This window comes from Endozoicomonas montiporae CL-33 (assembly GCF_001583435.1).
GTDB classification, from domain to species: Bacteria; Pseudomonadota; Gammaproteobacteria; order Pseudomonadales; family Endozoicomonadaceae; genus Endozoicomonas_A; species Endozoicomonas_A montiporae.
This window is the reverse complement of the sequence record NZ_CP013251.1, coordinates 2,660,427-2,685,962: the sequence shown is the minus strand read 5'-3', so window position 1 is coordinate 2,685,962 and position 25,536 is coordinate 2,660,427. Positions and strand designations below refer to the sequence as shown.

Genomic DNA, 25,536 nt, shown 5'->3' with positions numbered 1-25,536 from the left:
TGTCGCCTCATCTTACGCAACTTCCTTTTGTTGACCAGTGATCGACCTGTCCGGATTCAACCAGACTTCACAGTCAAGATTCCAGTCTCTTGTTGAACGCTTTCCCCAACGCTCCGGATGACGCTGCTTTGCAAGTTCGTAAACCTCTTTACGATTATTTAGAAGCTCATTCGCTTCTCCCCTGTGTCTCTGGGCTGGTGTCAGAAATTTCAGCCCGCTGTGCTTATGCTCTTCGTTGTACCACTGAGTGAAGCCATGTACCCAGTTGCGTGCAGCTTCCAGATCTGCAAACGGACTTCGGGGGTAACCAGGCCGGTACTTCAATGTTCTGAATATAGCCTCAGAATATGGATTGTCATCACTGACCCGTGGGCGACTGAAAGAGGTCACCACGCCCAGACTTTGCAGCGTTGACAGCATCGTTCCGCCCTTCATTGCACTGCCATTATCAGAGTGTAAAACCAACGGTGACTCCATCGCCCGATACCCCGTTTTATACAAGCTTTCGTGATCATTTCGGATGCATACTCAGCTGACTCAACTTCATGAACTTCCCAAGTGACAATCATACGGCTATAGATGTCTATCACGAGATACAGGTAGTAGAACTGGCCCCTTACCGGAGACCTTAAATACGTGATATCCCAGGTCCACACCTGATTAGGGCCTGTTGCACAATAAGAGGTCGGCTTATGTCGATTAGGTCTGGCAGCCTTCCCACGGCGATTCTGCTGGCCCGCTTCATGGAGCACTCGGTAAAATGTCCGCTCAGACGCAAGGTACTCACCTTCATCAGCCAGTGCAGGAACAATCTGACTGGGAGGAAGGCTCTTGAAACGCTCGCTGTTAGAGACATCTATGATCGCCTGTCGCTCAGCATCTGAAAGCTTATTCGCTGGTTCTGGCCTGTCGGCATTTTTTCGGTTGTCAGGTATCACTGTACCCTCCTGCGTCCATCGCTGAATGGTTCTTTCTGACAGCCCGATAACCTGACAAGCTTTTGATTGGCGAGCACCATCACTGACGGCATGCTCAATCAGTTTTACTGCGTTCTGTCGATCCGGAAGGGAAACTAATCGTCCTCTGGCTCCCCCCAGATCTCTTGGGCCTTTTTTGTGAGTACCAGCAAGGCAGCAGTCTCTGCTAACGCCTTGTCCTTGCGCTTGAGTTCGCGTTCCAGTTTTTTAATCGTTTGCTTGTCTTTTTTGTGTTCGTCAGACAGCTTTTTACGCTGACTCGACTGACTTTCAGGTTGTGCCGGGCTACGATTGATAAAGCCTTCTTTCCACTGTTGGATTTGTTCAGCAAACAGGCCTTTCTTACGACAGTATTCAGCCAGTTCAGCTTGATTTAATGCCGCTGTTTCAATGATGACAGCTAACTGATTTTCAGGTGTCCATAGGTCTGGATTTTTACCGTTGCCAGGCACGGGCACTCCTTGCGATAACGCTTTTTTTCGCCAACTGTATAGAGTCCAGTTAGAGATACCTGTTTCACGAACCAACTGCGATACAGGCGTATTATTAGGTGGCATCATCTTCTGAATGACGGACTGCTTCAACTCTTCTGAATAGCTGGCCATTGATTGCTCACTGACCGTCCCCTGTGAGATTTTTAAAAATCAGAAGAGGTGACAACTATGCTGACACAGGGGGTAATGCCACTATCAGACTGGCAGCCTGATAAACCGATAGAATACAACTCCCCCTTTGCAGAACACTCTAAATCCAGCGAGATAACCTTGAATGCCGGACGGTATTCGGAAGGTTTGATGCGTACATCACGGTACTCAGTGAAATCTTGCCTGTTAACCGGAGTTCCCACAAAACAAAGACTGCCGTAAACAAACCGTTCCATCAGATAACGCTCATGCAGACGAATATCACCTTCCAACACCGTGATACCGTTTCTTTTGATGTGTTCCTGTCCACGATAAAAAGCATCGAGAGTATAAAAATAGAAGGCTGTGACTGGCTGATGTTCGAAGGTGGTCAGGCTCAGGGGCTTCGAATCATGAGCTGTTCCTTCAGTCTGCAATACATCACTCGCAGTGTTCTGATTGATGGATTCTATGAAGAAGACTGGTTTTTCATGTTCTATCACCAGTCGGGCAGGCCCACTGTCAGTAATGACCCACAGCGAGATGACAGTATGTCCTTTGCTGTCCCAGCTGTTCCGGTTAAGCACAAAGCCTTGCTGCACAACCTGCTTGGTATTGCTCAAAAAATAATACCTGATATGACACTTGTTTTGACTTTCGTACTTGTATCACACAATAACAGCCACTGAATAGCAGGATAATGCTGATCCCACAGGCACTAAGCCTATTCCCTCTGCCTATTTGGTTTCTCAAAACCTCTATCCAGATAGCGGACTGATTAACAATCAGTCCATCATTTTAAGAAAGTTACGGATCAAGATTATATTCTCTATTAATATGATTGGATAAAATCAATATCTAAAAATTTGCAAGAAGTTATATATATCAGCTAATCCCGCACTTCTGAGTAACTCCCCATGAGCTCGCCGGTTGCTAAAACAACCCTAACCGACGGCGGTTTCAACCGGCGTTAATGTGAAGCCCATATCTTTAGCCTTCTGCTTCAGGGTTTTTAAAACTCTTTCTCTGTAACGCTGCTCAAAATATTCCTGACCTTCATCTACATACTGACTCCCATGTTTGAGCATACTGTAAACCAGCCTTGCCAGCTTATGTGCTGTTGCCGTAATCGCCTTTGGAGCACCAAGCTTGCTTCGCATTCTACGGTAATAGGCACCCAGGGCGCTTTTTGAGTTGGCCAGTGCATAAGCCGCCAACCTGAATGCTGTTGCGGCTGCGCCTGGCAAACGCTTGGTTTTCCGGTTCAGAACTTTACCACCGGATATTTTGGTTCCGGGACAGAGCCCTAACCAGGAGGCAAAATGTTTAGCGGAAGGCCATCGACTCATATCCAAACCGATTTCTGAAACAATCTTCAGAGCCGTAATTTCGTCGATGCCGTCGATATCAGTCAGATCGACACCGCTCACCCGGTTGAGCTCTGAACGCACATCAAAGTCTGGAGCGCAACGGGACTTCCGTTTTTTTGAAGGCTTATCTGGCGTAGAAGGCTTTTGAGAGTCTTTATCATCTTTGCTGTCAAATGTGTTGAGCTTCTGTTCCAGAGCTTTGTCACAAGCCCTGATTTTTTCATCATAAGTATCGTAAAGTTCAACAGCTTGCCGCAGAGCAAATCCAGCGAATTGTATCGGACTGACGATCATTATGCTTACGACCACCGATGTATCCACCCCAGTCCCAGACATCACCCAAACCCGGGTTTGATCCGGGCCAGTCAACCAGCTCGTATATTGGTGTTAACACCCGACCTGCGCGGACCAGACCGAATTTCTGACTGTCAAAGCCTACAAACGTATCACGCTCACCAAAATAGGAACCGGATCTTGGGCTGAAAGATGGATCAACATAGCCGGTTTCAACCTGCCAGATAAACCGGGTATGTTCTGGCAAACCGTCGAATTTTGCATAACCACGCCAGCCTAACCGGTTACATTCAACTTTTATAAAAAGAGAACCTCTGTTCCCTTTCTTGTTGGGCTCAACATTACCCATACCTGAAAATATTTATTTGTCACAGATCAACAAGCTGCGTCAGATACCAACATCACCCTTTAGCGTTACGTATTTCTACGAATCACAAGTTTCTCTACAAAATGCGCACAGAAAGCCGATGTAAAGCCTGAACGCACCGGTCAGGACTCTGCCAATGAACATTGTTTTTTTTCTACCCGCCTCCTTGGTCTATGGGTGGCTATTGTTAACAGCCCTTGTCCCAAACACATTGCAGGCAAACGAAAAAGTCACTCGTTCCCATGCCATGAGTATGTACGATGAATTTAAATATCCTGCCAATTTTACGCACTTTGGCTACACCAACCCTGATGCCCCCAAAGGTGGAACGCTGCGAAAAGCCGCTACCGGTTCATTTGATACATTCAATACCTTTGCCCCTAAAGGTAACTGGGCAGCCGACAGCTACTTTCTTTATGACTCTCTGATGGTGCGTGCCGGTGACGAACCTTACACTGTTTACGGGCTGATCGCTCAGTCCATTGAATACCCGCAAGACCTTAGCTGGGTCGCCTACAACCTTCATCCAGACGCCCGATTTCACGACAATGCTCCAATAACAGCGGACGATGTCGTGTATACCTTTGAAACGCTCAGAGAAAAAGGCCCTCCCCATTACCGACATCTTTATGCCGATGTTTCATCCGTAAAAGCCACCAGCCGACACCGGGTAGAGTTTCGTTTTTCCCGTCCCCAGAGCAAGCCATTGTTGTTGAGATTGTCCCAGTTAAGGGTGCTGCCAAAGCATTTCTGGACTAGACCAGACAATAATATTGCCATTGCCGACCTTAACCCTCCATTAGCCAGTGGTCCTTTTAAAATCAAAGACTTTCAGGCAGGACATCAGGTAACTTATGAGCGCGTGAAACATTACTGGGCTGCAAATTTGCCCGTTAACAAAGGCCGCCATAACTTCGATGAAGTCCGCATCGATTATTACCGTGACGATCAGATAGCTCTGGAAGCATTCAAACAGGGAGCCTATGACCTGAGGGTGGATGGCAACCCGAAAAACTGGGTGGAAGGCTACAAAGGCAAGCGACTGGACAAAGGAGAAATCATTCAGGAAGCGGTCCCAAACAGTTCCCTGGGCATGCGTGCCTTTGTGTTCAATTTGAGAAAAGCAAAGTTTGCCGACCGGCGCCTGAGACAGGCCATCAGTCTGGCACTGGACTTCCAATGGATTAACAAGCACCTGTATTACGATACTTACAAACAGGCTTACAGCTTATTCTCTAACTCCGAACTGGCCGCCGATGCCCTGCCCTCGGCCAATGAAATAAAACTGCTGTCACCCTGGCATAAAGAATTGCCAGAAGAAGTGTTTACCCGGGTATTTCAACCCGCCAGGACAGACGGCAGTGGCAACTGGCGCAATAATCAACGACTGGCGTTACAGTTATTGAAGGACGCTGGCTGGGTATTAAAAGACGGCAAACTGAAGCATCGACAAACCAATGAGCCCATGACGTTTGAAATTCTTCTTTCACAGCCGGAATTTGAGCGTTTTGCCCTTCCTTTCGCCAACAACCTCAAACTGCTGGGCATTCATGCGCGCATCAGCACCATTGATACCTCGCAGTATATTAACCGTCTGCGTGAATTTGATTTCGACATGGTGATACACGGGTTTTATCCCGGAATATCCCCCACCACCGAGTTAAAAAGTTTTTGGGGCAGCGAAAGCGCCAAAGCCCATGCAGGAAAGAATATTTCCGGCATCAGCCTGCCTGTTCTGGATGCGCTGATCGAAAAAGCCATCAAGGCCGAAAACCGAAACGAGCTGATCGACATAGTCCGCGCCCTGGATCGGGTTGTGCTGTGGCATTACGCCACCATTCCCCAGTGGTATCTGCCCTACTGGCCTTTTATCTATAAAAAAGGGTTAAAACATCCAAAAATACCGCCAGAATACGCAAGTGGTCTGGATACCTGGTGGTGGCAATCAATGTAAACACTATTTACATGCGAGAAACCCTTATCAGCTTGCACCATCTCACATTCTAAAGCATTCTTAGAACTGCATTTTAATACGTAGACATCATTGAGGTTACTTGTCCGGGAAGCTGTCCGAGAGGGCATTCTTTAACGCACAACCTCTCCAATATAAGACAAAATGTCTCTGACCATACATTCAGGACCACTATGATTCATCGGCACAGATTTCCACTCCGGTTGTTGCCCATCAGGAATGCGCTTGTGCATACCTGTCTGGCTCTTACCCTGGGGCTGTCAGCTTTTTCTGCAGAGGCAACGCTTGAACGGCCGGAAGGCAGCCAGACCAGCATGATCATGCACGGCTCGCCCAAATATCAGGAAGGTTTCAAGCATTACGATTACGTTAATCCGGATGCTCCCAAAGGGGGCGACCTTCGCATGTCGGCCATGGGAACCTTCGACAGCCTGAATCCATTCATTGAAAAAGGCACCTCGGTAGCGGCAACGGGTTATCTTTACGATACGCTGATGACGAACAGCTACGATGAGCCCTTTACCATGTACCCGTTACTGGCGAAGTACGTCGAGCGTGCTGCGGATAACAGCAGCATCACTTTTCATCTTAACCCTGAAGCCCGTTTTCATGACGGACACCCTGTCACCGCTGAAGACGTTGTGTTTTCGCTGAATGTTCTGTTGGAAAAAGGTGCTCCGTTTTATCGTGCTTACTATGGCGATATAGAAAAAGCAGAAGCCTTGTCCAAATACAGCGTCCGCTTTGTGTTCAAACATAATGACAACTATGAACTGCCACTGATTATCAGTCAGCTGACCATTCTGCCTAAACATTTCTGGGAAAAAGAAGAAAACGATTTTGAAGCCGCCAACATGAATGTCCCCCTTGGCAGCGGCCCTTATAAGGTAAGGTCGGTGGATTCCGGGCGCAGTATTGTTTATGAACGCGTGAAAGACTACTGGGCAAAAGACCTGCCCGCCAATGTCGGCCGGTATAACTTTGATACGATACAATTTGACTACTTCCGCGATGAAAACGTCGCTTTGCAGGCAATGAAAGCGGGTAGATACAACCTGCGTTTTGAATACTCAGCGCTGAACTGGGCAACCGCCTACGATATTCCCGCAACACGAGCCGGTGAATTAAAACTGGAAAGTATTAAAACACTCTCACCCCAGGGTATGCAGGGGTTTGCCTACAATACCCGTCATGAACTGTTCCAGAACCCCAAAGTCCGGAAAGCCCTGATGGCCGCACTGGATTTCGAATGGCTAAACACCAACCTGTTCTTCGACTCTTACTACCGAACCAACAGCTACTTCGCCAATTCCACCATGAGTGCCACCGGCATTCCTGAAGGCGACGAGCTGGCGCTTCTGGAACCTTTCCGCGATCAATTACCAAAAGCCCTGTTCACTGAACCTTATACATTACCTGTCTATGACGGTTCCGGTCAGATTCGCAGCCAGATAAGAAATTCCTTAAGCCTGCTGTCAGAAGCTGGCTGGAATCTTGAAGGCGGCGTGCTTAAAAATGAAACAGGCGAACCCTTCCGGTTTGAAATTCTGCTGATGCAGTCCTCCATGGAACGGGTTGCACTGCCCTTTAAAAAGAACCTTGAACAACTCGGCATCGATGCCAGCATTCGGGTCGTCGATGCTTCCCAATACATCAACCGGCTGCGCAAATTTGATTACGACATGATTGTCGCCCGTTATGGACAGTCCAGCTCTCCGGGTAATGAACAGCGGGATTTCTGGGGCAGTGAATCCGCCGATGTTCCGGGCTCCCGAAACTATGTCGGCATCAAGAATCCGGTGGTGGACCAGCTGGTTGAAACCCTGATCAATGCCGATTCCCGCGAAGAACTGGAAACGGCCACCAAAGCCCTTGACCGGGTGTTACTGTGGGGCGAGTACATGATTCCACAATTCTACTACCCCAGCGTCCGCGTCGCTTACTGGCAGCCATTGGAGCACCCGTTTAAACCCACTGTTGAAGGTTCCAAAGCACCAGAGCTTTATAATTTTGACCTCGACAGTTGGTGGATGGGAACCGAGGTGACGCCGGTTGCAACATCAGACGATAAAACGCAAACCACCTTTGATACCGACGCATCGGATACCGACACCTCTGGCAACAAACTCTGGTGGCTGGTACTTCTGCTGATGACAGGACTGGGTGGCTGGACTCTTAAACAAACTCTTAATAAGAGAAAGAGCAAGAAGAACGCTTAACACGAGTTTCTTTTATGTACAGTTACATAATGCGCCGTCTGGTGCTGATGATCCCCACCCTGTTTGGTATCATGCTACTGAACTTTGTCATCATACAGGCCGCCCCCGGCGGCCCTGTAGAGCAGATGATTGCCAAGCTGGAAGGGTTTGAAATTAACGCCATCAGTCGTATTGGTGGCTCCAGCAGTGCTGAAGTGCAACAGTTTTCTCTGGATGAATCCGGTGAATACCGAGGTCGGCGTGGTCTTGACCCGGAACTGATCAAAGATATCGAAAAGCTCTACGGTTTTGATAAACCCGCCTACGAGCGTTTCTTCCTGATGGTCGGTAACTACCTGCGTTTCGACTTCGGCGACTCGTTTTTTCGGGATGCCAAAGTGGTTGACCTGATTGTTGAGAAATTGCCGGTTTCCATCTCGCTGGGATTGTGGAGCACACTGATTATCTATCTGATCTCTATTCCTATGGGGATTCGCAAGGCGGTTCGCCATGGCTCAAAGTTTGATATCTGGACCAGTGCCATTATCACCACCGGCTATGCTATTCCAAGCTTTCTACTGGCGATTCTGCTGATTGTCCTGTTTGCCGGTGGCAGTTACTGGAATATTTTCCCTCTGCGCGGACTGACCTCCGATAACTTTGATGACCTGTCTACCCTTGGGCAACTCATGGATTACGCCTGGCATATGATCTTGCCCATTTTCTGTATGGTAATAGGCGGCTTTGCCACACTGACCATGCTGACCAAGAACTCCTTTCTTGACGAGATCCATCGCCAGTATGTGCAAACCGCAAGGGCAAAAGGACTGGATGAAGGCAAGGTGCTTTACGGGCATATTTTCCGCAACGCCATGCTGCTGGTCATCTCCGGTTTTCCGGCAGCGCTGATCGGTATTTTGTTTACCAATTCACTGCTGATTGAAATTATCTTCTCCCTCGATGGCCTGGGATTACTGGGCTACGAAGCAGCCATTAACCGCGATTACCCGGTCGTATTTGGCTCGCTGTTCATCTTTACCCTGATTGGCATGGTGATCAAACTGATTGGTGATCTGACCTACGTCATGGTGGACCCACGAATCGATTTCGAGGCGCGGGGCTAACAAAATATGGCACTATCAATACCACTCGCTATGACACCCCTTAACCAGCGTCGCTGGGAGAATTTTAAAAGCAACCGCCGGGGTTACTTCTCCCTGTGGCTGTTCGGCTTTCTGTTTTTCACCACACTCTGTGCCGAATTTATTGCCAACGACAAGCCGCTGCTGATTCAGTTTAAAGGTGAATACTATACGCCGGTATTTCATATCTACCCTGAAACAACGTTCGGCGGCGAGTTTGAACTGGAAATGGATTACCGGCAGGACTATGCAAAAGAGCTTATTGAACCCCATGGCTGGATGCTCTGGCCACCCATTCATTACAGCTACGATACCATCAATTATGCCCGTATTGCCCCAGCACCACCCTCACTGGATAACCTTCTGGGTACGGATGACCAGGGACGGGATGTACTGGCCAGAGTCATTTACGGCTTTCGTATTTCTGTACTCTTTGGTCTGGCACTGACCTTCTTCAGCACCATCATCGGTGTGGGTGTCGGCGCCTTACAAGGTTTTCATGGCGGCAAAATTGACCTGTTCGGGCAACGCTTTATTGAAATCTGGTCGGGTATGCCCAGTCTCTACCTGCTGATCATCCTGTCCAGTTTTGTTGAACCCGGCTTCTGGTGGTTGCTGGGCATTATGCTGTTGTTCCAGTGGATGACTCTGGTGGATGTGGTTCGGGCCGAGTTTCTACGCGGTCGTAACCTTGAATATGTCCGGGCGGCCAGAGCACTGGGTATGAGCGACGGACGCCTGATGTACCGCCATATTCTGCCCAACGCCATGATTGCCACCGTCACCTTTATGCCCTTTATTCTGACCGGTGCCATTACCACACTGACCTCGCTGGACTTTCTGGGGTTTGGTCTGCCTGCCGGATCACCTTCCCTGGGTGAACTGATCGCCCAGGGCAAGAACAACCTTCAGGCACCTTGGCTGGGTATTACAGCCTTTATGGTTATGTCTGTCATGCTGACACTGTTGGTGTTTATTGGTGAAGCCACCCGTGATGCACTCGACCCACGCAAATACCACACAGGAGCGTAAACAATGAGCGACATGCATTCTGCCACTCAACCGCCGCTTCTGAGCATTAAAGACCTTCAGGTTCAATTCGTGCAGGGAGAGCAAACCCATCAAGCCGTAAACCGGGTGAGTTTTGATATCCATCCCGGTGAAACACTGGGTCTGGTCGGCGAGTCGGGTTCCGGCAAATCCATCTCTGCACTGAGTATTCTTAAACTGCTGCCCAGCAACGCCCGTTATCAGGGCGACATTCTGTTCAATGGTGAAAACCTGAACCAAGCTGATCATCACAAAATTCGCCAGATCCGTGGTCACCAGATCAGTATGATCTTTCAGGAGCCCATGACGGCACTGAACCCGCTGCACAACATCGGTAAACAGATTATCGAGGTGCTCACCCTGCATCTTGGGCTGAACAACGGCGAAGCGAAAACCCGGGCTCTGGAACTACTGGAGCTGGTTGGTATTCCACAGCCCACCAGCAAAATCAACGCTTATCCCCACGAACTCTCAGGCGGCCAGCGACAGCGGGTAATGATTGCCATGGCTCTGGCCTGTGAGCCCAAACTGCTTATTGCCGATGAACCCACCACGGCGCTCGATGTCACGGTACAACGTCAGATTTTGAAACTGCTGGCAGAGCTTCAGGAAAAACTCGGCATGGCCATACTGTTCATCAGCCATGACCTGAACCTGATCCGACATGTTTCCGATCGCATCTGCGTAATGAAAGACGGCTGTCTGGTGGAGCAGGAGCAGACTGAAACGTTGTTCAGCAACCCGAAACACCCTTACACCATAGACCTGCTCAATGCAGAACCTGCTGGCGCACCGGAGTCGGTACCGGATTCGGAGCAAACCCTGATTCAGTGCAAAAACCTGAAAGTCTGGTTTCCCATTAAACAGGGCTTTTTCCGTAAAACTGTGGATCATGTCAAAGCCGTGACCGACCTCAGCATGTCTCTTCAGCAGGGAGAAACTCTGGGTATAGTGGGTGAATCAGGTTCCGGTAAAACCACCCTCGGCATGGCACTGTTACGCCTCCAGTCCAGTGAAGGAGAGATTTTTTTTATGGACAAGGCGCTCCATAACCTGAATCAAAAAGCCTGCCAGCCCTACCGACGGGAAATGCAGGTGGTGTTTCAGGACCCTTATGGCAGTCTTAGCCCGCGTATGACCATTGAAGACATTATTGCCGAAGGTCTGGATATTCACGGTGTCAGCAGTCCGCAAGCGCGCAAACAGGAAGTGATTACCGCTATGAAAGACGTTGGCCTTGATCCGGACTTCAGGCACCGTTATCCCCATGAATTTTCAGGCGGTCAACGACAACGGATTGCTATTGCCCGGGCACTGATACTTAAACCCAGGCTGATCATTCTGGACGAGCCAACATCAGCCCTTGATCGAACGGTGCAGTCACAGGTCATTGAACTGCTTCGACAGCTGCAAATGAAATACAACCTGAGCTATCTCTTTATCAGCCATGATCTGGCGGTTGTAAAAGCCATGAGTCACCGGATTATGGTAATGAAAGACGGTCAGGTGGTGGAACAGGGCAACACCGATGATATTTTTCATCATCCACAACAGCCATACACTCAGGAGCTTCTGGCGGCGGCTTTTGAAACACAATTGACGGTCGGAAGGTCGGAAACGCTCTAATGAAATGCAGTCCCAGCCCTCTGTTGTTAAGTGGTGTAAACCGATAACAAACGGACTGGTCACGTTGTGGTTGCTGATCTTGTAACTAGGAAGCTGTCCTGGAATAGCCTGCCCTACCGGCAATTGCTCCTGCGTAGCCCTATAGCTCCGGCATCCATACCGTCGTGCGGTGGCAGCAAATTGGTCTGAAAAATCACTTTTGTTCGTCAAATAGCTCGCTATTCTCCTCGCAAAACCGCTTTTTCATCCTAAATTTTCTGCCATCCTCGCTACGGGCGCTATTCTCGGACAGCCTCCTAGCGTGAAAAATTACCTGTCCTGATGTTTATCCTTGGTTTTCAACGTCTTTACGCAACTTTTTCTTTTCAGCCTCAAGCCTTTCCTTTTCAGCCTCAAGCCTTGTATCATCTTGGGTCAGTAACTTAATTTGATGCACGGCCACATAAAGTATCATTTTATAGGTGGCGTGAGGTTCAAGTTCTAGCTCCTCCCGTAGACGATCAAAACTGTCTTTCAAAATAGCGCGACGCCAACGCTCAGAAGCGTTAAGATAAGTTTGTTTTGAAGAAGAAGCTGTTGCACCCTGATCTTCCTTATAATCCACAACCTCAGTGTCCAAATCACTGTCAACGTCCAATGGGGTGTAAGCGGTAATTAATGTAGGAAGAAACAACATTTTCTGTCTATTTTAAGATATTGAAAATCTTACAGCCTTCACCATATGCCCGCTCAAGTTATCTCTTCAGAAAACAACGAAACGCAGATCCTGATTACCATCCAGCATGGTGACTCAATGCTTGACTTTGAGACTGCTCTTCAGGGTAGCCTCAACGAAGCAGGCGTGCTTGGGGTAGAAAAACAGCTTGAAGCCATGGACACCGATGGTTCGCCTATAAAAGTAGGCGGGATTACCATGAGCAGCAAGCACAAAAAAGAACCCAAAGTGTATGAAACTTCATGGGGTTCCGTTAAGTTGGCACGCTATGTATATCAAAGCAGTCAGGGTGGTGAAACCTTTTGTCCCCTGGATCAGAATGCGCGAATCATTGTCAACTCGACTCCTGCTTTTGCCCGGCTCGTCAGTTGGAAATATGCACAAATGGCTGCTCCCCAGGTAGAAGAAGACTTACTACAAAACCATGGCCGCAAGAGTAGTCGTTCGACGCTTAGAGATCTGGCTGATGTCGTAGCAAGCATCGCTCAGGCAAAAGAAGAAAAATGGGCATACGACATACCCGATTTGCCTAAGGCAGTAAAAACAATAGGCATCGGCCTTGATGGAGCCAACCTTCTTTATTACGAAGGCTATCGTGAAGCCATGTGTGGCACGATAAGCCTTTATGATGACGAAGGGGAGCGGCTCCATACCATCTATTGTGCAGAGGCACCAGAATACGGCAAGGGAACCTTTAAAAGCAGATTTTCAAGAGAAATCAACAAGGTTAAAGCGCGATATCCTGATGCAGTTTATGTGGGAATTGCTGACGGAGCAGCGGATAACTGGACTTTTTTAGAGCCCTTTACAACCGTGCAGGTGCTGGACTTTTACCATGTCTCTGAATATGTTGCCGGGGCTGCTGAGGCTCTTTATCCCGGCAAAAAAGCATCACAGGAGAGGCATGCATGGTTGAAGCAGAAACTACACGACTTGAAACATGAAAAGGGTGCAGCCAAAAGACTTCAGGAAGAGCTTGATAGTGCAAAGCCAGGCAACAACCGTACTGCGTCTCTGGAAAAGTTAATCAGTGCCAGAACGTATTTCAAAAATCATTGGCATCAGATGATTTATCCGCAAGCGAGAGAGCAGAACTTGCCGATAGGTTCGGGAGTGACTGAAGCAGGCTGTAAAACATTGGTGAAACAGAGAATGTGCCGTTCAGGAATGCGCTGGAAGGAGCAGGGAGCATCGATGTTGCTGACGTTAAGGGCACTGGTTTGCACATCCGGATCCTGGAATGCATTTTGGTCAAAAATGAGCCGTTACGGATTCCCTGTCACACACAACCTTCCTCCAGTACATTAATTAGGCAGCACACCCGTCCAATGGGGTTGTTCCATCATTTTCAGTTTGACTGATGTCTTTTTCTGATGAGGAGTTTGTTTTTCCTGTGCCCAAAGGATCATCCGATAAAAAACCTGGATCCTCCGATGTCGTCGATCTCAGTGAATCCGGAGAACCCGAAGTGTCTTCTTTATCGCCAGCAGCCTGCGCATTCTGGAAGGTTAACAAGAAGTCCGGGAAATCAGTGACGCCTTCGAGAAGCTCTGCGATATCTGCGTCATGAGGCCCCAACCAGGGTAACTCGTCATTGGTGAGTTGAATATCTGGCCACTTTCCATCTGGAATGTCGGTATACCAAGTACCAATGCCAGCCGCCATCGCAATTGATGGTACAGACTGTAAATCTCTGGGAATATGACATTCACCAGTGATGTCCGTCGCTTCAATGCATCTCTTGCCTTTACAGTCCAAATGATGGCAAACATTGCCTCTGGTATGAATGTGGTGGTTGTCTTCCGGGGGTCTGTTGTTATTGTTATAAAAACCTTGTGGGTTTATCGTCAACTGGTGAGGTGACGATAAACCGTTGCCTGAGTAAGGCGTAAAATAGACCGTATTGTCCGAAGCTGCAGAACCGGGACCACTCCTGCTGCTTATCGGAGCATGACTGATTTCGTCTTCAGGCATTACAGGTTTGTCACTACTCATTGAATCAACCAGAAACACTGCAGCACTGAGCCCTGCTGCCAACCATTCTGGCACAAGGCTGTTTACACAACCTCCTATCTCTACCAGAAACTTATATCCGACAAAGCTGTCATCAACACTAAAGATCTGATGCCATGCAAAGCCATTTAGCTCTGAAGCCCGGCTCAACCCATGCTGTTTTAACCTGAATGTATCTTTCTCGGTTTCTATCGATGCTGTCTTCGTCCCGGTCAAATCTGACAACTGCCCTATGCTTTTGTGGAATCCTTCCGAGTAGCCCTCCTGAGAAATAAGGACGTGATTTGGAAATCTCAGATCGTGAAAAGCATAAAACTCAAAAGTCCGTGCAAAAGCCTGTTCCGATAACAAGGCAGAAAAAATAACCAGAAACAACAGGTTGTTCATACGCAACAATAGCCCTCTGAGAATCTCTTTCTGAACGGGTTAAACTCGAATTTAAGACTGTTGCCTACCATCCTTTTGGGGGTGTATAGCATTGCTGCACCAGATGCGCCATGCCCTGAACGCCAAAAATTCAATTTAGCGGCTCCAATATGAGTCCGTTAACTTTCTGAAAACACTCCACCCCAGAACGGCAGTAGCAATGATCAGACTTTAATTTTTCACTGGCTCCGGCCTAAGCAGCCATTGTGTTAAAGTTTTTACCCTATTAAGTAAAAGTCTGCGCTTATTAGTTTCCTCCTCCTTTTGTTTTTGAAGCTGCTTGTCTTGTCTTTGTAACTCTTCAACTATCGCTTTCGCCTCTGTCAGTATAGAATTTTTGGCGGGCATTCGGCCAGAGCCGTCTTTTTCCAGCTTGGCTTCTTCGGCCAGATCAGCAAAGAGCTGTTTCATCTCACTGCGGCGCGTACGTTCTTGCTGATTGCGTAGCTCTTTTTGGCTAACTTCGCCTGAAGCTACGGGTATACCATCCTCATCAGAAATCACCTCTTCACCAGAGCTTTGATCCTGAGGCTCTGTAGGATTAAAAGTACCTCCTTCTACATCAATGAAACCCTGATCTTCTCCATGTTCCAGACGTGAAACCTGATTTGTTGAATCATTCACTGACTGTCCCGTTGCAAGATCCATCGGCTCCGGTGCATTTCCACCGAATCCTGAATCTACGGAGATCTGTGATTCCAGTGATTCCAGTGATTCAGGGCCGCTGCCATGATCTAATGTGCTAGTCATATTGTCACTTCCGGGATCACAGATCGAAAAGACTCCAAGCTCGGGAAATAGTTCTGCTGCAAGGTCGTTTTCACCGTAATGCCACCATGAGCCACTTGATTCCTGACCATCAACATCAATACCTACGTCGCCGTTAACATCGTATCTAAACCCAGGAAAGTTTTGGCTTGTTCCAGTCTTTTCCTCTACCTCCCCACACACATCATTCTGGCCTTCATAAGGATTTCCCATCATTTCAAACCCTTCAAAGTTATATCCAGAAAAATCCTGCGAGGTATAGTATTGCTGACCACCAAACTGTTGTTCTATTTCACCTGCCTTTTTGCAACGCCCTTTACCAAAGCAATCGGGATGTGAGCAGACATCTCCCCCGGAATGACCATGAGTATCTTCTTCAGGAGGTTTATCATCTTCAAGCCAGTGTCTCTTTAACAGCGGTGGTGAAATCATACGGAGATGGGACACGCCATTTCTATCAGAAGTAATTACACAAATACGACTCTTCCCGGCTCCGGCACTTCCACCTTCGGTAGCCGGTACCTGAACAGGTTGATCAGACACCTTGTAATTAGTCGATAGCAGATAATTGATGGCTGCTAAGCCCGCTACCATCCAGTATGAAATTCCTTTCGCTTCTTTTACTTCTACTTGGAACCAATAACCCACGAACAGGCCACTGACACGAAAAAACGGTTGCCAGTTGAAGTCTGATAATTCAGCTGACCAGCTTTGGCCAGAGAACAAAGAAGTGGCATCGCCATGTGCTTCTGACAATAACGCCGCTCGCGATTTTGCCGCTGAAGATATTATGGCAGCTGGTTGATTGATTGCACCTGAGTGACCCGTGTGAGAAATAATAATATCATTCGGATGTTTCAAGCTTTGTATTGCCATAAACTTGAAAGATTCAGCAAGACCTTCGTCTGTGAAAATACTACAGATGAAGACTGACATTGATAACAGGCGTCTGATCATAAACAGAAATGACCTCAGGATGTTTTTTGTTAGTTCGATGACCACTCACGGCTCAATTAGTCACTCCCTTAATGCCTTACGACCTGCTTATGACGCTGACAAAGATGGAGTACAGCCATAGATACGGGCGTTACTCTCATGACATTCAGCAGTAGATCGGTATTGTTTTCTTAATTGATGGTTCAGGGAGGCATAATCTAAAGCTGGCTAACAGTTACATTGCGGAAAATTTATAGCACCTAACTTCAGCATTCGCCATAAACTTAAATTAATCGTTCAGGCAGCTGACAATACAAATAACGTGACAGCAGTTTCCATCGAGCAACGTCAATGGAAACTGCGTATTCAAAAGGAAGGGCAATAATCAGGCGGGCACTATCGGATAATTCACGCCGGAAATCTGTCTCAGAATACGATTCACCTGACAGCTGTAACCATACTCATTGTCGTACCAGACATAGAGCACACAACGATTGTCGTCTACAATGGTGGCTTTGCTATCGACAATGCCAGCCTTGCGATTACCCACAAAGTCGCTGGACACCACTTCCGTAGAGTTCACAAAATCGACCTGCTTCTGCAGCGATGAATACAAAGAGGTATCCCTGAGATAGGCATTCAACGCTTCAAGGGTGGTTGTCTGCCCCAGATTCAGGTTAAGAATGGCCAGAGAAACATTTGGCGTCGGTACCCGAATCGCGCTACCCGTCAACTTACCTTTCAGTTCTGGCAGGGCTTTGGCAACGGCTTTGGCGGCACCGGTTTCGGTAATGACCATATTCAGGGCAGCGCTGCGACCGCGGCGGGAACCTTTATGATAGTTATCAATAAGATTCTGGTCATTGGTATAGGAGTGAACCGTTTCCACATGCCCGTTAACGACACCATACTGATCATGGATGGCCTTGAGCACCGGTGTGATCGCATTGGTCGTACAGGAAGCCGCAGAAATAATGTTGTCTTCCGGATCAATATCGTGATGGTTGACACCATAAACAATATTTTTCAGATTGCCTTTGCCCGGAGCCGTCAGAAGCACCTTACTGACGCCCTTACACTCAAGATGCTGGCCAAGACCTGCTTCATCTCGCCAAACGCCCGTGTTATCGACAATAATGGCATCTTTAATGCCATAACGGGTGTAATCAACAGAGCTTGGCGAGTTTACATAAATGACCTGAATGCCCAAACCGTTAGCGTATATCCGCTCGTTATCTTCATCAACGGTGATCGTTCCACGGAAAGACCCGTGAACCGAGTCGCGACGTAACAGGCTCGCGCGCTTTTGCAGGTCATTCTCGGCCTTGCCCTTACGGACGACAATAGCCTTCAGGTTCAGTCCTACACCACCGCCAGCACGCTCAATGAGGATGCGTGCCATCAGTCGCCCAATTCGCCCGAAACCATACAACACGACGTCCTGTCCGGACGCTGCTGCAGGTTGACCACTGGTGGCTAAATCACCCAGTTCCCGACGAATATAATCGGCAACGGATTGTTGACGGTCTGAACTATTATAACCGGTGGCCAGCTTGCCAATATCAATACGACAAGGAGCCAGACTCATCCCGCTAAGTGCTTCCAGAATCGGAAAAGTATCCCTGACGGTTAATCCACTTTCTTTTAACTGCCGGACAAACTTATGGGATTTCAAAATTTCAATGACAGAACGATTGATGATGGACTGGCCATACACCGTTGTCACGACATTCTTATCACGATACAGATGGCCAATCAGGGGAATCATGGATTCCGCCAGTGCCTCTCGTTCCTTCCAGTCCTGAAAATGTTTATCTACCACAGTGTTGATCCTGCTGTTTATACTTCTTGTCTTTATCGCGTCTCTGGGAGTCCACAGGCTCCCATGAGACTGTTCGTGGCTATTATCCTGACCACAACGCTAATAAGCAATATTCTGGCAACATCGTTTCACAAACTTGAACAGCCCTGATTAAATTCCATGCTTCAGACTGTGACAAAGACGACTGAATAGCTACAATGCGCTTTTACCGATGCAATTATATCAATCAGGACGTACCGTAGACTTATGTCGCAGGCAAGCCTTCCTCTGCCCACCCACGCGGGTGACAAAATTATCTGGGCCAATCTCGATCAAACCGCCAGTGCCTATGCCATAGCCAGTGCGGCCAGAGACAGTAGCAAGCCTCTGCTGGTGATTACCCCTGACTCAAACAGAGCCAACAGTCTTGAAGAAGAACTGAATTTTTTTCTCAACGGCAATAACCAGGTTGAAATCATGCATTTCCCTGACTGGGAGATTTTGCCGTACGATGCCTTTTCACCGCATCAGGATATTGTTTCCCAACGCCTCGAAACCCTGTATCGCCTGCCCCGTTGTCATCACTCGATCCTGATCATTTCCATTACCACCCTGTTGCACCGAATGAGCCCGCGCAGCTATCTGGAATCCAACTGCCTGATGATCAGTCGGGGCGATCAGTTTCTGCTGGAACAACGTCGGCAACAGTTGGAGCAGGCAGGGTATCGCTGCGTTGATACTGTTTATGAGCACGGTGAATTTGCCATCCGTGGTGCGCTGATGGACATATTCCCCATGGGCGCTGATCAACCGTTTCGTATCGACCTGTTTGACGATGAAATCGACACCCTGAGAGCTTTTGATCCCGAAACCCAGCGCTCTACGGAACAGGTAGACAGTATTGAACTGTTGCCCGGCCATGAATTCCCTATGGATAAAGCATCCCGTGACCAGTTCCGCAGTCGTTTCCGCGACACCTTTGATGTGGATCACCGGGAATGTCCGATGTATCAGGATATTGGTCAGGGCATGGCCAGTCCGGGGATTGAGTATTATCTGCCCCTGTTCTTTGAAGAAACAGCCACCCTGCTCGACCACCTGCCTGAAAAAACCATTGTCGTACAGTGCCAGGGGGTTCAGGATGCCCTTCAGCATTTCTGGAAAGACGTCAACGACCGTTACGAAAACCGTAAAGTAGATCCACTCCGTCCTTTGCTTCCGCCTCATCGGGTGATGATGCCACCGGAAGAACTGAACGCGAAGCTGCTTGACTATGGTAAAGCGCGTTTAGAAACAGCAGAAGTACAAGCTAAGCAGGGTCGTTACAACCTCAGTCGCCTGCCGTTGCCTGAGCTGACATTAAATGCCAGAGCCGATAATCCGTTAGCACCGCTGGAAACCTTTATTGCCTCAGGCCCGCGTATTCTGGTGGTGGCAGAGAGTGCCGGTCGCCGCGAAGTGCTTCTGGAAATGCTGGCACAGAACCAGATCAAACCGGTTGAATTTGCTAACTGGTCAACCTTCCTGGGTCACAGCGAATCGCTGGGCATCACTCTGGGTTCGCTGGAAGCAGGCCTCCACCTTGCAGAACATAATATTGCCCTGATTCCCGAAGCCCTGTTGCTTGGTCAGCGGGTGATGCAGAAACGTCGCCGTCGCGGCGACAGTGAGTACCAGTCCGATCAGGTTATCCGCAACCTGACAGAACTCCGGGAAGGTGCACCGGTGGTGCATATTGATCATGGTGTAGGTCGTTATCGTGGTTTACAGACACTCTCTATTGATGCACAGGAAGCCGAATTCCTGACTCTGGAGTACGCCAGTGAGGCTAAACTCTACGTTCCTGTTGCATCCTTGCACCTGGTCGCCCGCTACACCGGCACCGACGATGAACTGGCCCCTTTACATCGTCTGGGCAGTGAGCAATGGAGCAAAGCCCGCCGCAAAGCCGCTGAAAAAGCCCGGGATGCTGCAGCCGAACTGCTGGATATTTACGCTCGTCGTGAAGCCCTTCAAGGCTTTGCCTTTGACTCCCCCGACCAACACTACCATGCCTTCAGTGCCGGTTTCCCGTTCGAGGAAACACCGGATCAACAACAGGCCATTGAATCCGTCATCAACGATATGACCGCCAGCCAGCCCATGGACCGGTTGGTCTGTGGTGATGTCGGCTTTGGTAAAACCGAAGTTGCCATGAGGGCGGCCTTTATAGCGGTTCAAAGTGGCAAACAGGTGGCCATTCTGGTTCCCACCACTTTGCTGGCACAACAACATTATGAAAGCTTCAGGGATCGCTTTGCTGACTGGCCGATGGAAATTGATGTGGTCTCCCGCTTCCGTTCAGCCAAACAGGTGCAGGGACTGAAAGAAAAACTGCAGGAAGGTAAAATTGATATCATCATCGGCACCCATAAAATTCTGCAGGGTGACCTGCAATTCAAGAACCTCGGGTTGCTGATTATTGATGAAGAACATCGCTTTGGTGTGCGTCACAAGGAAAAACTGAAATCCCTGCGCTCCGAAGTCGATATACTGACCCTGACTGCTACTCCGATTCCCAGAACCCTGAATATGGCGATGTCCGGCATTCGTGATCTGTCGATTATTGCCACGCCACCAGCCAAACGTTTGTCGGTCAAAACTTTTGTGCGCCAACACGATGATCAGCTAATCAAGGAAGCGGTTCTGCGTGAACTGCTCCGTGGTGGACAGGTTTACTATCTGCATAATGAAGTATCCAGCATTGAAAAAGCCGCTGAAGACTTACAATCCCTGATCCCCGAAGCCCGAATTGGTATTGGTCACGGACAGATGCGCGAACGGGAGCTGGAACAGGTGATGTCCGACTTTTACCATAAGCGCTACAACATTCTGGTGTGCACCACCATTATTGAAACCGGTATTGATGTACCGAGCGCCAACACCATTGTTATTCACCGGGCTGACAAGTTTGGTCTGGCGCAACTGCACCAGCTCAGAGGCCGGGTCGGTCGTTCCCATCATCAGGCTTATGCCTACCTGATGACACCTTCGCCTAAATCCATGACCAAAGATGCCACCAAACGGCTGGATGCCATTTCCGAAGCCCAGGATCTCGGCGCCGGGTTCATGCTGGCGTCCAACGACTTGGAAATTCGTGGCGCGGGTGAACTGCTGGGCGAAGACCAGAGCGGTCAGATTCAAAGTGTTGGCTTTACACTGTATACCGAAATGCTGGAAAAAGCGGTGAATGCTATCCGCCGTGGTGAAACACCCAACCTCGATAAGCCCCTGCAACAAGGAACCGAAGTCAATTTACGACTCCCTGCCCTGTTGCCGGAAGATTATATTCACGATGTTCACAATCGACTGATTCTTTATAAGCGCATCGCCGCTGCCAACTCGAATAACGATCTGAAAGCGCTGCAGGTGGAATTGATAGACCGCTTTGGTCTGCTACCGGAACAGGCCAAGAACCTGTTTCGACAAACCCGCCTTCGTCTGACAGCCGAAAAACTGGGCATTATCAAACTGGATGCTGGCGAAGGCAGCATTCGTATTGAGTTTGAAGAACAGCCCAAGATCGACCCGCTGGCCATCATCCAGATGATTCAGGCCGATCCGCACCTCTACAAACTGGAAGGAAGCAGTGTCTTCAAGTACAGTGCCCCTAATAGTGGAGCGATGGAACAACCTGAGCAACGTTTTGCTGGCGTTGAAAGTCTGTTGCAGAGGCTGGCAGGTTAACCCTGTCAGCAGTAACTCACGGAAACCCGTTAATGATACGAATGTTCAAAACTGCCCTGAAACCTTTGCTGATACTGGCCTCCTCACTGCCAGCCATCGGCCATGCCAGTGATGCCGAACCACCCCGGTGGTTTCAGGCTGACATGGTTGTTTTTATTAACCAAAACAGTATGAATGGGACTGAGCAATGGCCGCAAATCAGCCCGCACACCCTACCCACCAATGCGATAAAACTGCGCAATCCCGATGCTCCCAATTCCACACCGGGACTCAGTGACCTGTTGAACCTGGAAAAGCGGGAAAAGAGAAATATTCTGCCCGACCTTGAACGGGATGCCTTTATTGCACTGCCACGAGAAGCCCAGGTGCTACTCAAGCAGGGCAATACCATTGATGCGGCCAATGGCTATAAGGTCATCAGCCGAATGGCGTGGTTAATGCCTCTGCAGGATGACTCACGCAGTAAACCCATCAAAATCCGAGCTTACAACAATACAGGCAACCCCAATCTCCTGGAAGGTTCCGTCAGCATCAGTGCCAGCCGTTTTCTACACGCAGATGTTAACCTCTGGTACAGCGAGCTGAGTCGGGAAGCACTTTCAAATCAACTGATGGAGACTGATCAGTCGATAAGCCTGATGGACGACAGTCAGGACAGTAAGAAACAAGGGAATGGTCAGTCCAAACCGGATATTCGCCGTGATCTGCAGCTGATCATGGACCCTTCCGGCACACCAATGAAGATTACCCGCAATTTCCATTTGCAGGAAAGTCGCCGGATTCGTAATACCCGACAAACTCAATATCTGGACAGCCCGGTGTTAGGCGTTCTGATCAAACTGACGCCCTATGACCGACCCGATGATCCACTATTGCCGGAAATTGATGCGTTTAACCCGCCAGAACCTGTTCTGGGTTTGCTGCCGGGACTGAATCTCGATAACGGTTGAACAAAGGCTCGATAAAAACTGTCCTGAAAATCACTCCGGACAGTTTTTACTTTGGTTTATATCCCTGCGATTGTTGCCTAAATTGTTCCTTAACCTGCTTCAATTCTTCTTCTGTAAGAGCCCGGTACTGCCTTGGGTAAGGCCAACCGTAACCCCATCGAAAAGAGGTCGGCAGTAACGGCGTTCCGCCCATTCGAACACCGAACTCCATAAACCAGCCTATAACCGGCTCCCCAAGATCAGTAACACAAGACTTCAGCGCCCTGTCGGCTTCTGCCCGCTGCTCCCGGGTGCCCCCTTTCCAGTAGGCATAATCATGGGCAATACAGCAATCCAGCCACAGTGTTCTGTGCCGGAGGTTTCCATCCGGAAACCAGCTACAACCGTCCGAGGTAAAGGGTTCAAGGTCACCTGCTACAGCCTGATGGCTGTTTAACAGACAAAACAAAAGCAATAATCGAATGAGGCACTGCAGTTTATTGTTCATTCATAGGGACGGCATTAAGCAGCACCGCCTGAGACCAACCCTAATACAGAACACCCGGTTTGCCTATCTCTGGCCGGGTGTTCACCCTTTGCACTCTTCTCCCGGAATGAAATCAGGTTTTTCAGGTCACGAGACAAGCACCGGCTTTTTTTCATTAGCGACTTCATGACATTTCCGAAAAGATGAGTGCCACATTTCGCCACTTTATGGGTCAATATTTCAGCATCCCGTTGCATGAGCCAGATATCGCTTCAGTGTTGCTACAATAAACGACAGTAATATCAGGCTAATGACCAGAGTTGCAAATTTAGAAGCTGTTCATGATCTTTTGTCTCCGTCATAATTTTACTAATGAGACAGACGTACCCCAGCAATATCAGCCGTAAGCAATTTGAGCCTATTCTTCCGATTCTTGAAAGCGCTCCAAGCCGGGCCCCCGGCTGAACATCTATGAGTAACTTTTCTCCCAACTACTGCCTACATGCCTATGATAGAAAGGAAGACATATCCGGACCAGAGACCGTAAACACACTGGTGCCTTTTGCCCGTTTGAAAGCGTGGTCGGGGAGCTGGCGACAACATCACTGATGACGCAATATGCGATCTCGTTCGGAAGAATGCGAATCATCGACAGCCCCATATCCGGATATGCCTTCGCACAGAAGTATAGAGGGTAAACCATGTCTCGCCGCAGCAAATCCAACCGTTCCCATTCTGACAGAGTCAAAAAGCGTATTGCTGGACATCTGGAGAAAATCAATCTCTTTGCTGCTGGTATTGATATCGGGTCAGAGTCACATTTTGTTGCTGTGCCAGAAGAGTTAGATGAACAACCGGTGCGTTCGTTTGGCTGTTTTACCGCAGACCTTGAAGCTATGGCTGACTGGCTCGTAAAGCTTGGCATTACCACCGTTGTGATGGAGTCAACCGGAATTTACTGGATACCTGCGTTTGAAATACTGGAATCCCGGGGACTTGATGTAAAGCTGGTCAATGCACGACATGTAAAGAATGTTGCCGGACGTAAGTATGATGTTCTGGACTGCCAATGGCTTTTGCAGTTACATACTTACGGGTTGCTCAATGGCGCGTTCCGCCCTGATGAGCAGGTTTGCTCTTTACGATCTTATAGACGACAACGTGACACTCTTGTTGGCTACCGTGCTTCCCACATCCAGCATATGCAAAAGGCACTTCGACAGATGAATCTGTTACTGGATAATGTGGTGACTGATATTACCGGAAAAACCGGTATGACTATTATCCGCGCCATACTGAATGGGCAGCGGAATCCTGTGGAGTTGGCTAAATATCGTGACAAGCACTGCAAAAAATCCGAGGAAGAAATCGCCAAATCCCTGAAGGGGCATTACCGGGATGAGCATGTATTTGCTCTGCGGCAAGCTGTTGAACTTTACGATACTTATGATGAAAAAATCAGGGCTTGTGACAAAGCTCTGGAACAGAAGCTCAACACATTTGACAGCAAAGATGATAAAGACTCTCAAAAGCCTTCTACGCCAGATAAGCCTTCAAAAAAACGGAAGTCCCGTTGCGCTCCAGACTTTGATGTGCGTTCAGAGCTCAACCGGGTGAGTGGTGTCGATCTGACTGATATCGATGGCATTGATGAAAATACGGCTCTGAAGATTGTTTCAGAAATCGGTCTGGATATGAGTCGATGGCCTTCCGCTAAACATTTTGCCTCCTGGTTAGGGCTCTGTCCCGGAACCAAAATATCCGGTGGTAAAGTTCTGAACCGGAAAACCAAGCGTTTGCCAGGCGCAGCCGCAACAGCATTCAGGTTGGCGGCTTATTCACTGACCAGATCAAAAAGTGCTTTGGGTGCTTATTACCGAAGAATGCGAAGCAAGCTTGGTGCTCCAAAGGCGATTACGGCAACAGCGCATAAGCTGGCAAGGCTGGTTTACAGTATGCTCAAGCATGGGAGCCAGTATGTAGATGAAGGTCAGGAATACTTTGAGCAGCGGTACAGAGAAAGAGTTTTGAAAACCCTGAAGCAGAAGGCTAAAGATATGGGCTTCACATTAACGCCGGTTGAAACCGCCGTCGGTTAGGGTTGTTTTAGCAACCG

The 25,536-nt window shown here is 48.7% G+C and carries 17 protein-coding genes and 1 pseudogene; 9 read left to right on the top strand and 9 right to left on the bottom strand.

Features of this window, described 5'->3' with window-relative positions; all coding sequences use genetic code 11:
* Window positions 1–12: 12 nt before the first annotated feature.
* The 4 genes and pseudogenes from EZMO1_RS12235 to EZMO1_RS28130 form a co-directional block, all read right to left on the bottom strand.
* A pseudogene (locus tag EZMO1_RS12235) lies at window positions 13–1,582 on the bottom strand (IS3 family transposase).
* 32 nt (window positions 1,583–1,614) lie between these two features.
* Entirely contained in the window at window positions 1,615–2,223 is a 609-nt protein-coding gene (locus tag EZMO1_RS12225; RefSeq protein ID WP_034873922.1) for a hypothetical protein, read from the bottom strand.
* Window positions 2,224–2,544: 321 nt separating this feature from the next.
* Window positions 2,545–3,264, bottom strand: coding sequence for an IS110 family transposase (locus EZMO1_RS12220; RefSeq protein ID WP_061509478.1), 720 nt, complete (start codon window positions 3,262–3,264; stop codon window positions 2,545–2,547).
* Window positions 3,212–3,613: a porin gene (locus EZMO1_RS28130; RefSeq protein ID WP_034873920.1), complete on the bottom strand. Its 402-nt coding sequence runs from the start codon at window positions 3,611–3,613 to the stop codon at window positions 3,212–3,214. The genes EZMO1_RS12220 and EZMO1_RS28130 overlap by 53 nt, the downstream gene beginning before the upstream one ends.
* A gap of 154 nt (window positions 3,614–3,767) precedes the next feature.
* On the opposite strand from EZMO1_RS28130, the gene EZMO1_RS12210 reads away from it, so the two are divergent.
* The 5 genes from EZMO1_RS12210 to EZMO1_RS12190 all read left to right on the top strand — a co-directional run bounded on the left by EZMO1_RS12210 (window position 3,768) and on the right by EZMO1_RS12190 (window position 11,619).
* Window positions 3,768–5,585: an extracellular solute-binding protein gene (locus EZMO1_RS12210; protein ID WP_034873918.1), complete on the top strand. Its 1,818-nt coding sequence runs from the start codon at window positions 3,768–3,770 to the stop codon at window positions 5,583–5,585.
* A 245-nt stretch (window positions 5,586–5,830) separates the two neighbouring features.
* Complete coding sequence (locus EZMO1_RS12205) at window positions 5,831–7,822, top strand: extracellular solute-binding protein (RefSeq protein WP_201772154.1); 1,992 nt, start codon at window positions 5,831–5,833, stop codon at window positions 7,820–7,822.
* Between the two features lie 14 nt (window positions 7,823–7,836).
* Entirely contained in the window at window positions 7,837–8,925 is a 1,089-nt protein-coding gene (locus EZMO1_RS12200; RefSeq protein WP_034873916.1) for a microcin C ABC transporter permease YejB, read from the top strand.
* Between the two features lie 6 nt (window positions 8,926–8,931).
* Complete coding sequence (locus EZMO1_RS12195) at window positions 8,932–9,975, top strand: ABC transporter permease (RefSeq protein ID WP_034873914.1); 1,044 nt, start codon at window positions 8,932–8,934, stop codon at window positions 9,973–9,975.
* 3 nt (window positions 9,976–9,978) lie between these two features.
* Entirely contained in the window at window positions 9,979–11,619 is a 1,641-nt protein-coding gene (locus tag EZMO1_RS12190; RefSeq protein ID WP_236631965.1) for an ABC transporter ATP-binding protein, read from the top strand.
* Window positions 11,620–11,944: 325 nt separating this feature from the next.
* Here EZMO1_RS12190 and EZMO1_RS12185 read toward each other — a convergent pair whose 3' ends face one another.
* Window positions 11,945–12,295, bottom strand: a complete 351-nt coding sequence (locus EZMO1_RS12185) for a basic helix-loop-helix domain-containing protein (protein ID WP_034873911.1) — start codon at window positions 12,293–12,295, stop codon at window positions 11,945–11,947.
* Between the two features lie 45 nt (window positions 12,296–12,340).
* Here EZMO1_RS12185 and EZMO1_RS12180 point away from each other — a divergent pair, with 45 nt between their 5' ends.
* On the top strand, window positions 12,341–13,642 hold the full coding sequence (locus EZMO1_RS12180) for an ISKra4 family transposase (RefSeq protein WP_034874099.1): 1,302 nt from the start codon (window positions 12,341–12,343) through the stop codon (window positions 13,640–13,642).
* On the opposite strand, the gene EZMO1_RS12175 is transcribed toward EZMO1_RS12180, so the two are convergent.
* The 3 genes from EZMO1_RS12175 to EZMO1_RS12165 form a co-directional block, all read right to left on the bottom strand.
* Window positions 13,643–14,563, bottom strand: a complete 921-nt coding sequence (locus EZMO1_RS12175) for a hypothetical protein (RefSeq protein ID WP_145912579.1) — start codon at window positions 14,561–14,563, stop codon at window positions 13,643–13,645.
* 381 nt (window positions 14,564–14,944) lie between these two features.
* Window positions 14,945–16,498: a basic helix-loop-helix domain-containing protein gene (locus EZMO1_RS12170; protein WP_145912578.1), complete on the bottom strand. Its 1,554-nt coding sequence runs from the start codon at window positions 16,496–16,498 to the stop codon at window positions 14,945–14,947.
* Between the two features lie 364 nt (window positions 16,499–16,862).
* Entirely contained in the window at window positions 16,863–18,245 is a 1,383-nt protein-coding gene (locus EZMO1_RS12165) for a glyceraldehyde-3-phosphate dehydrogenase (RefSeq protein WP_236632006.1), read from the bottom strand.
* 300 nt (window positions 18,246–18,545) lie between these two features.
* Here EZMO1_RS12165 and mfd point away from each other — a divergent pair, with 300 nt between their 5' ends.
* Together mfd and EZMO1_RS12155 are read left to right on the top strand one after the other, a co-directional pair.
* Window positions 18,546–22,004: a transcription-repair coupling factor gene (gene mfd, locus EZMO1_RS12160; protein ID WP_034873900.1), complete on the top strand. Its 3,459-nt coding sequence runs from the start codon at window positions 18,546–18,548 to the stop codon at window positions 22,002–22,004.
* Between the two features lie 32 nt (window positions 22,005–22,036).
* Window positions 22,037–22,954, top strand: coding sequence for a CsiV family protein (locus EZMO1_RS12155; RefSeq protein ID WP_082211754.1), 918 nt, complete (start codon window positions 22,037–22,039; stop codon window positions 22,952–22,954).
* 46 nt (window positions 22,955–23,000) lie between these two features.
* Here EZMO1_RS12155 and EZMO1_RS12150 read toward each other — a convergent pair whose 3' ends face one another.
* Window positions 23,001–23,441: a hypothetical protein gene (locus EZMO1_RS12150; protein WP_034873895.1), complete on the bottom strand. Its 441-nt coding sequence runs from the start codon at window positions 23,439–23,441 to the stop codon at window positions 23,001–23,003.
* Window positions 23,442–24,121: 680 nt separating this feature from the next.
* Here EZMO1_RS12150 and EZMO1_RS12140 point away from each other — a divergent pair.
* Window positions 24,122–25,519: an IS110 family RNA-guided transposase gene (locus EZMO1_RS12140; protein WP_061509476.1), complete on the top strand. Its 1,398-nt coding sequence runs from the start codon at window positions 24,122–24,124 to the stop codon at window positions 25,517–25,519.
* Window positions 25,520–25,536 lie beyond the last annotated feature (17 nt).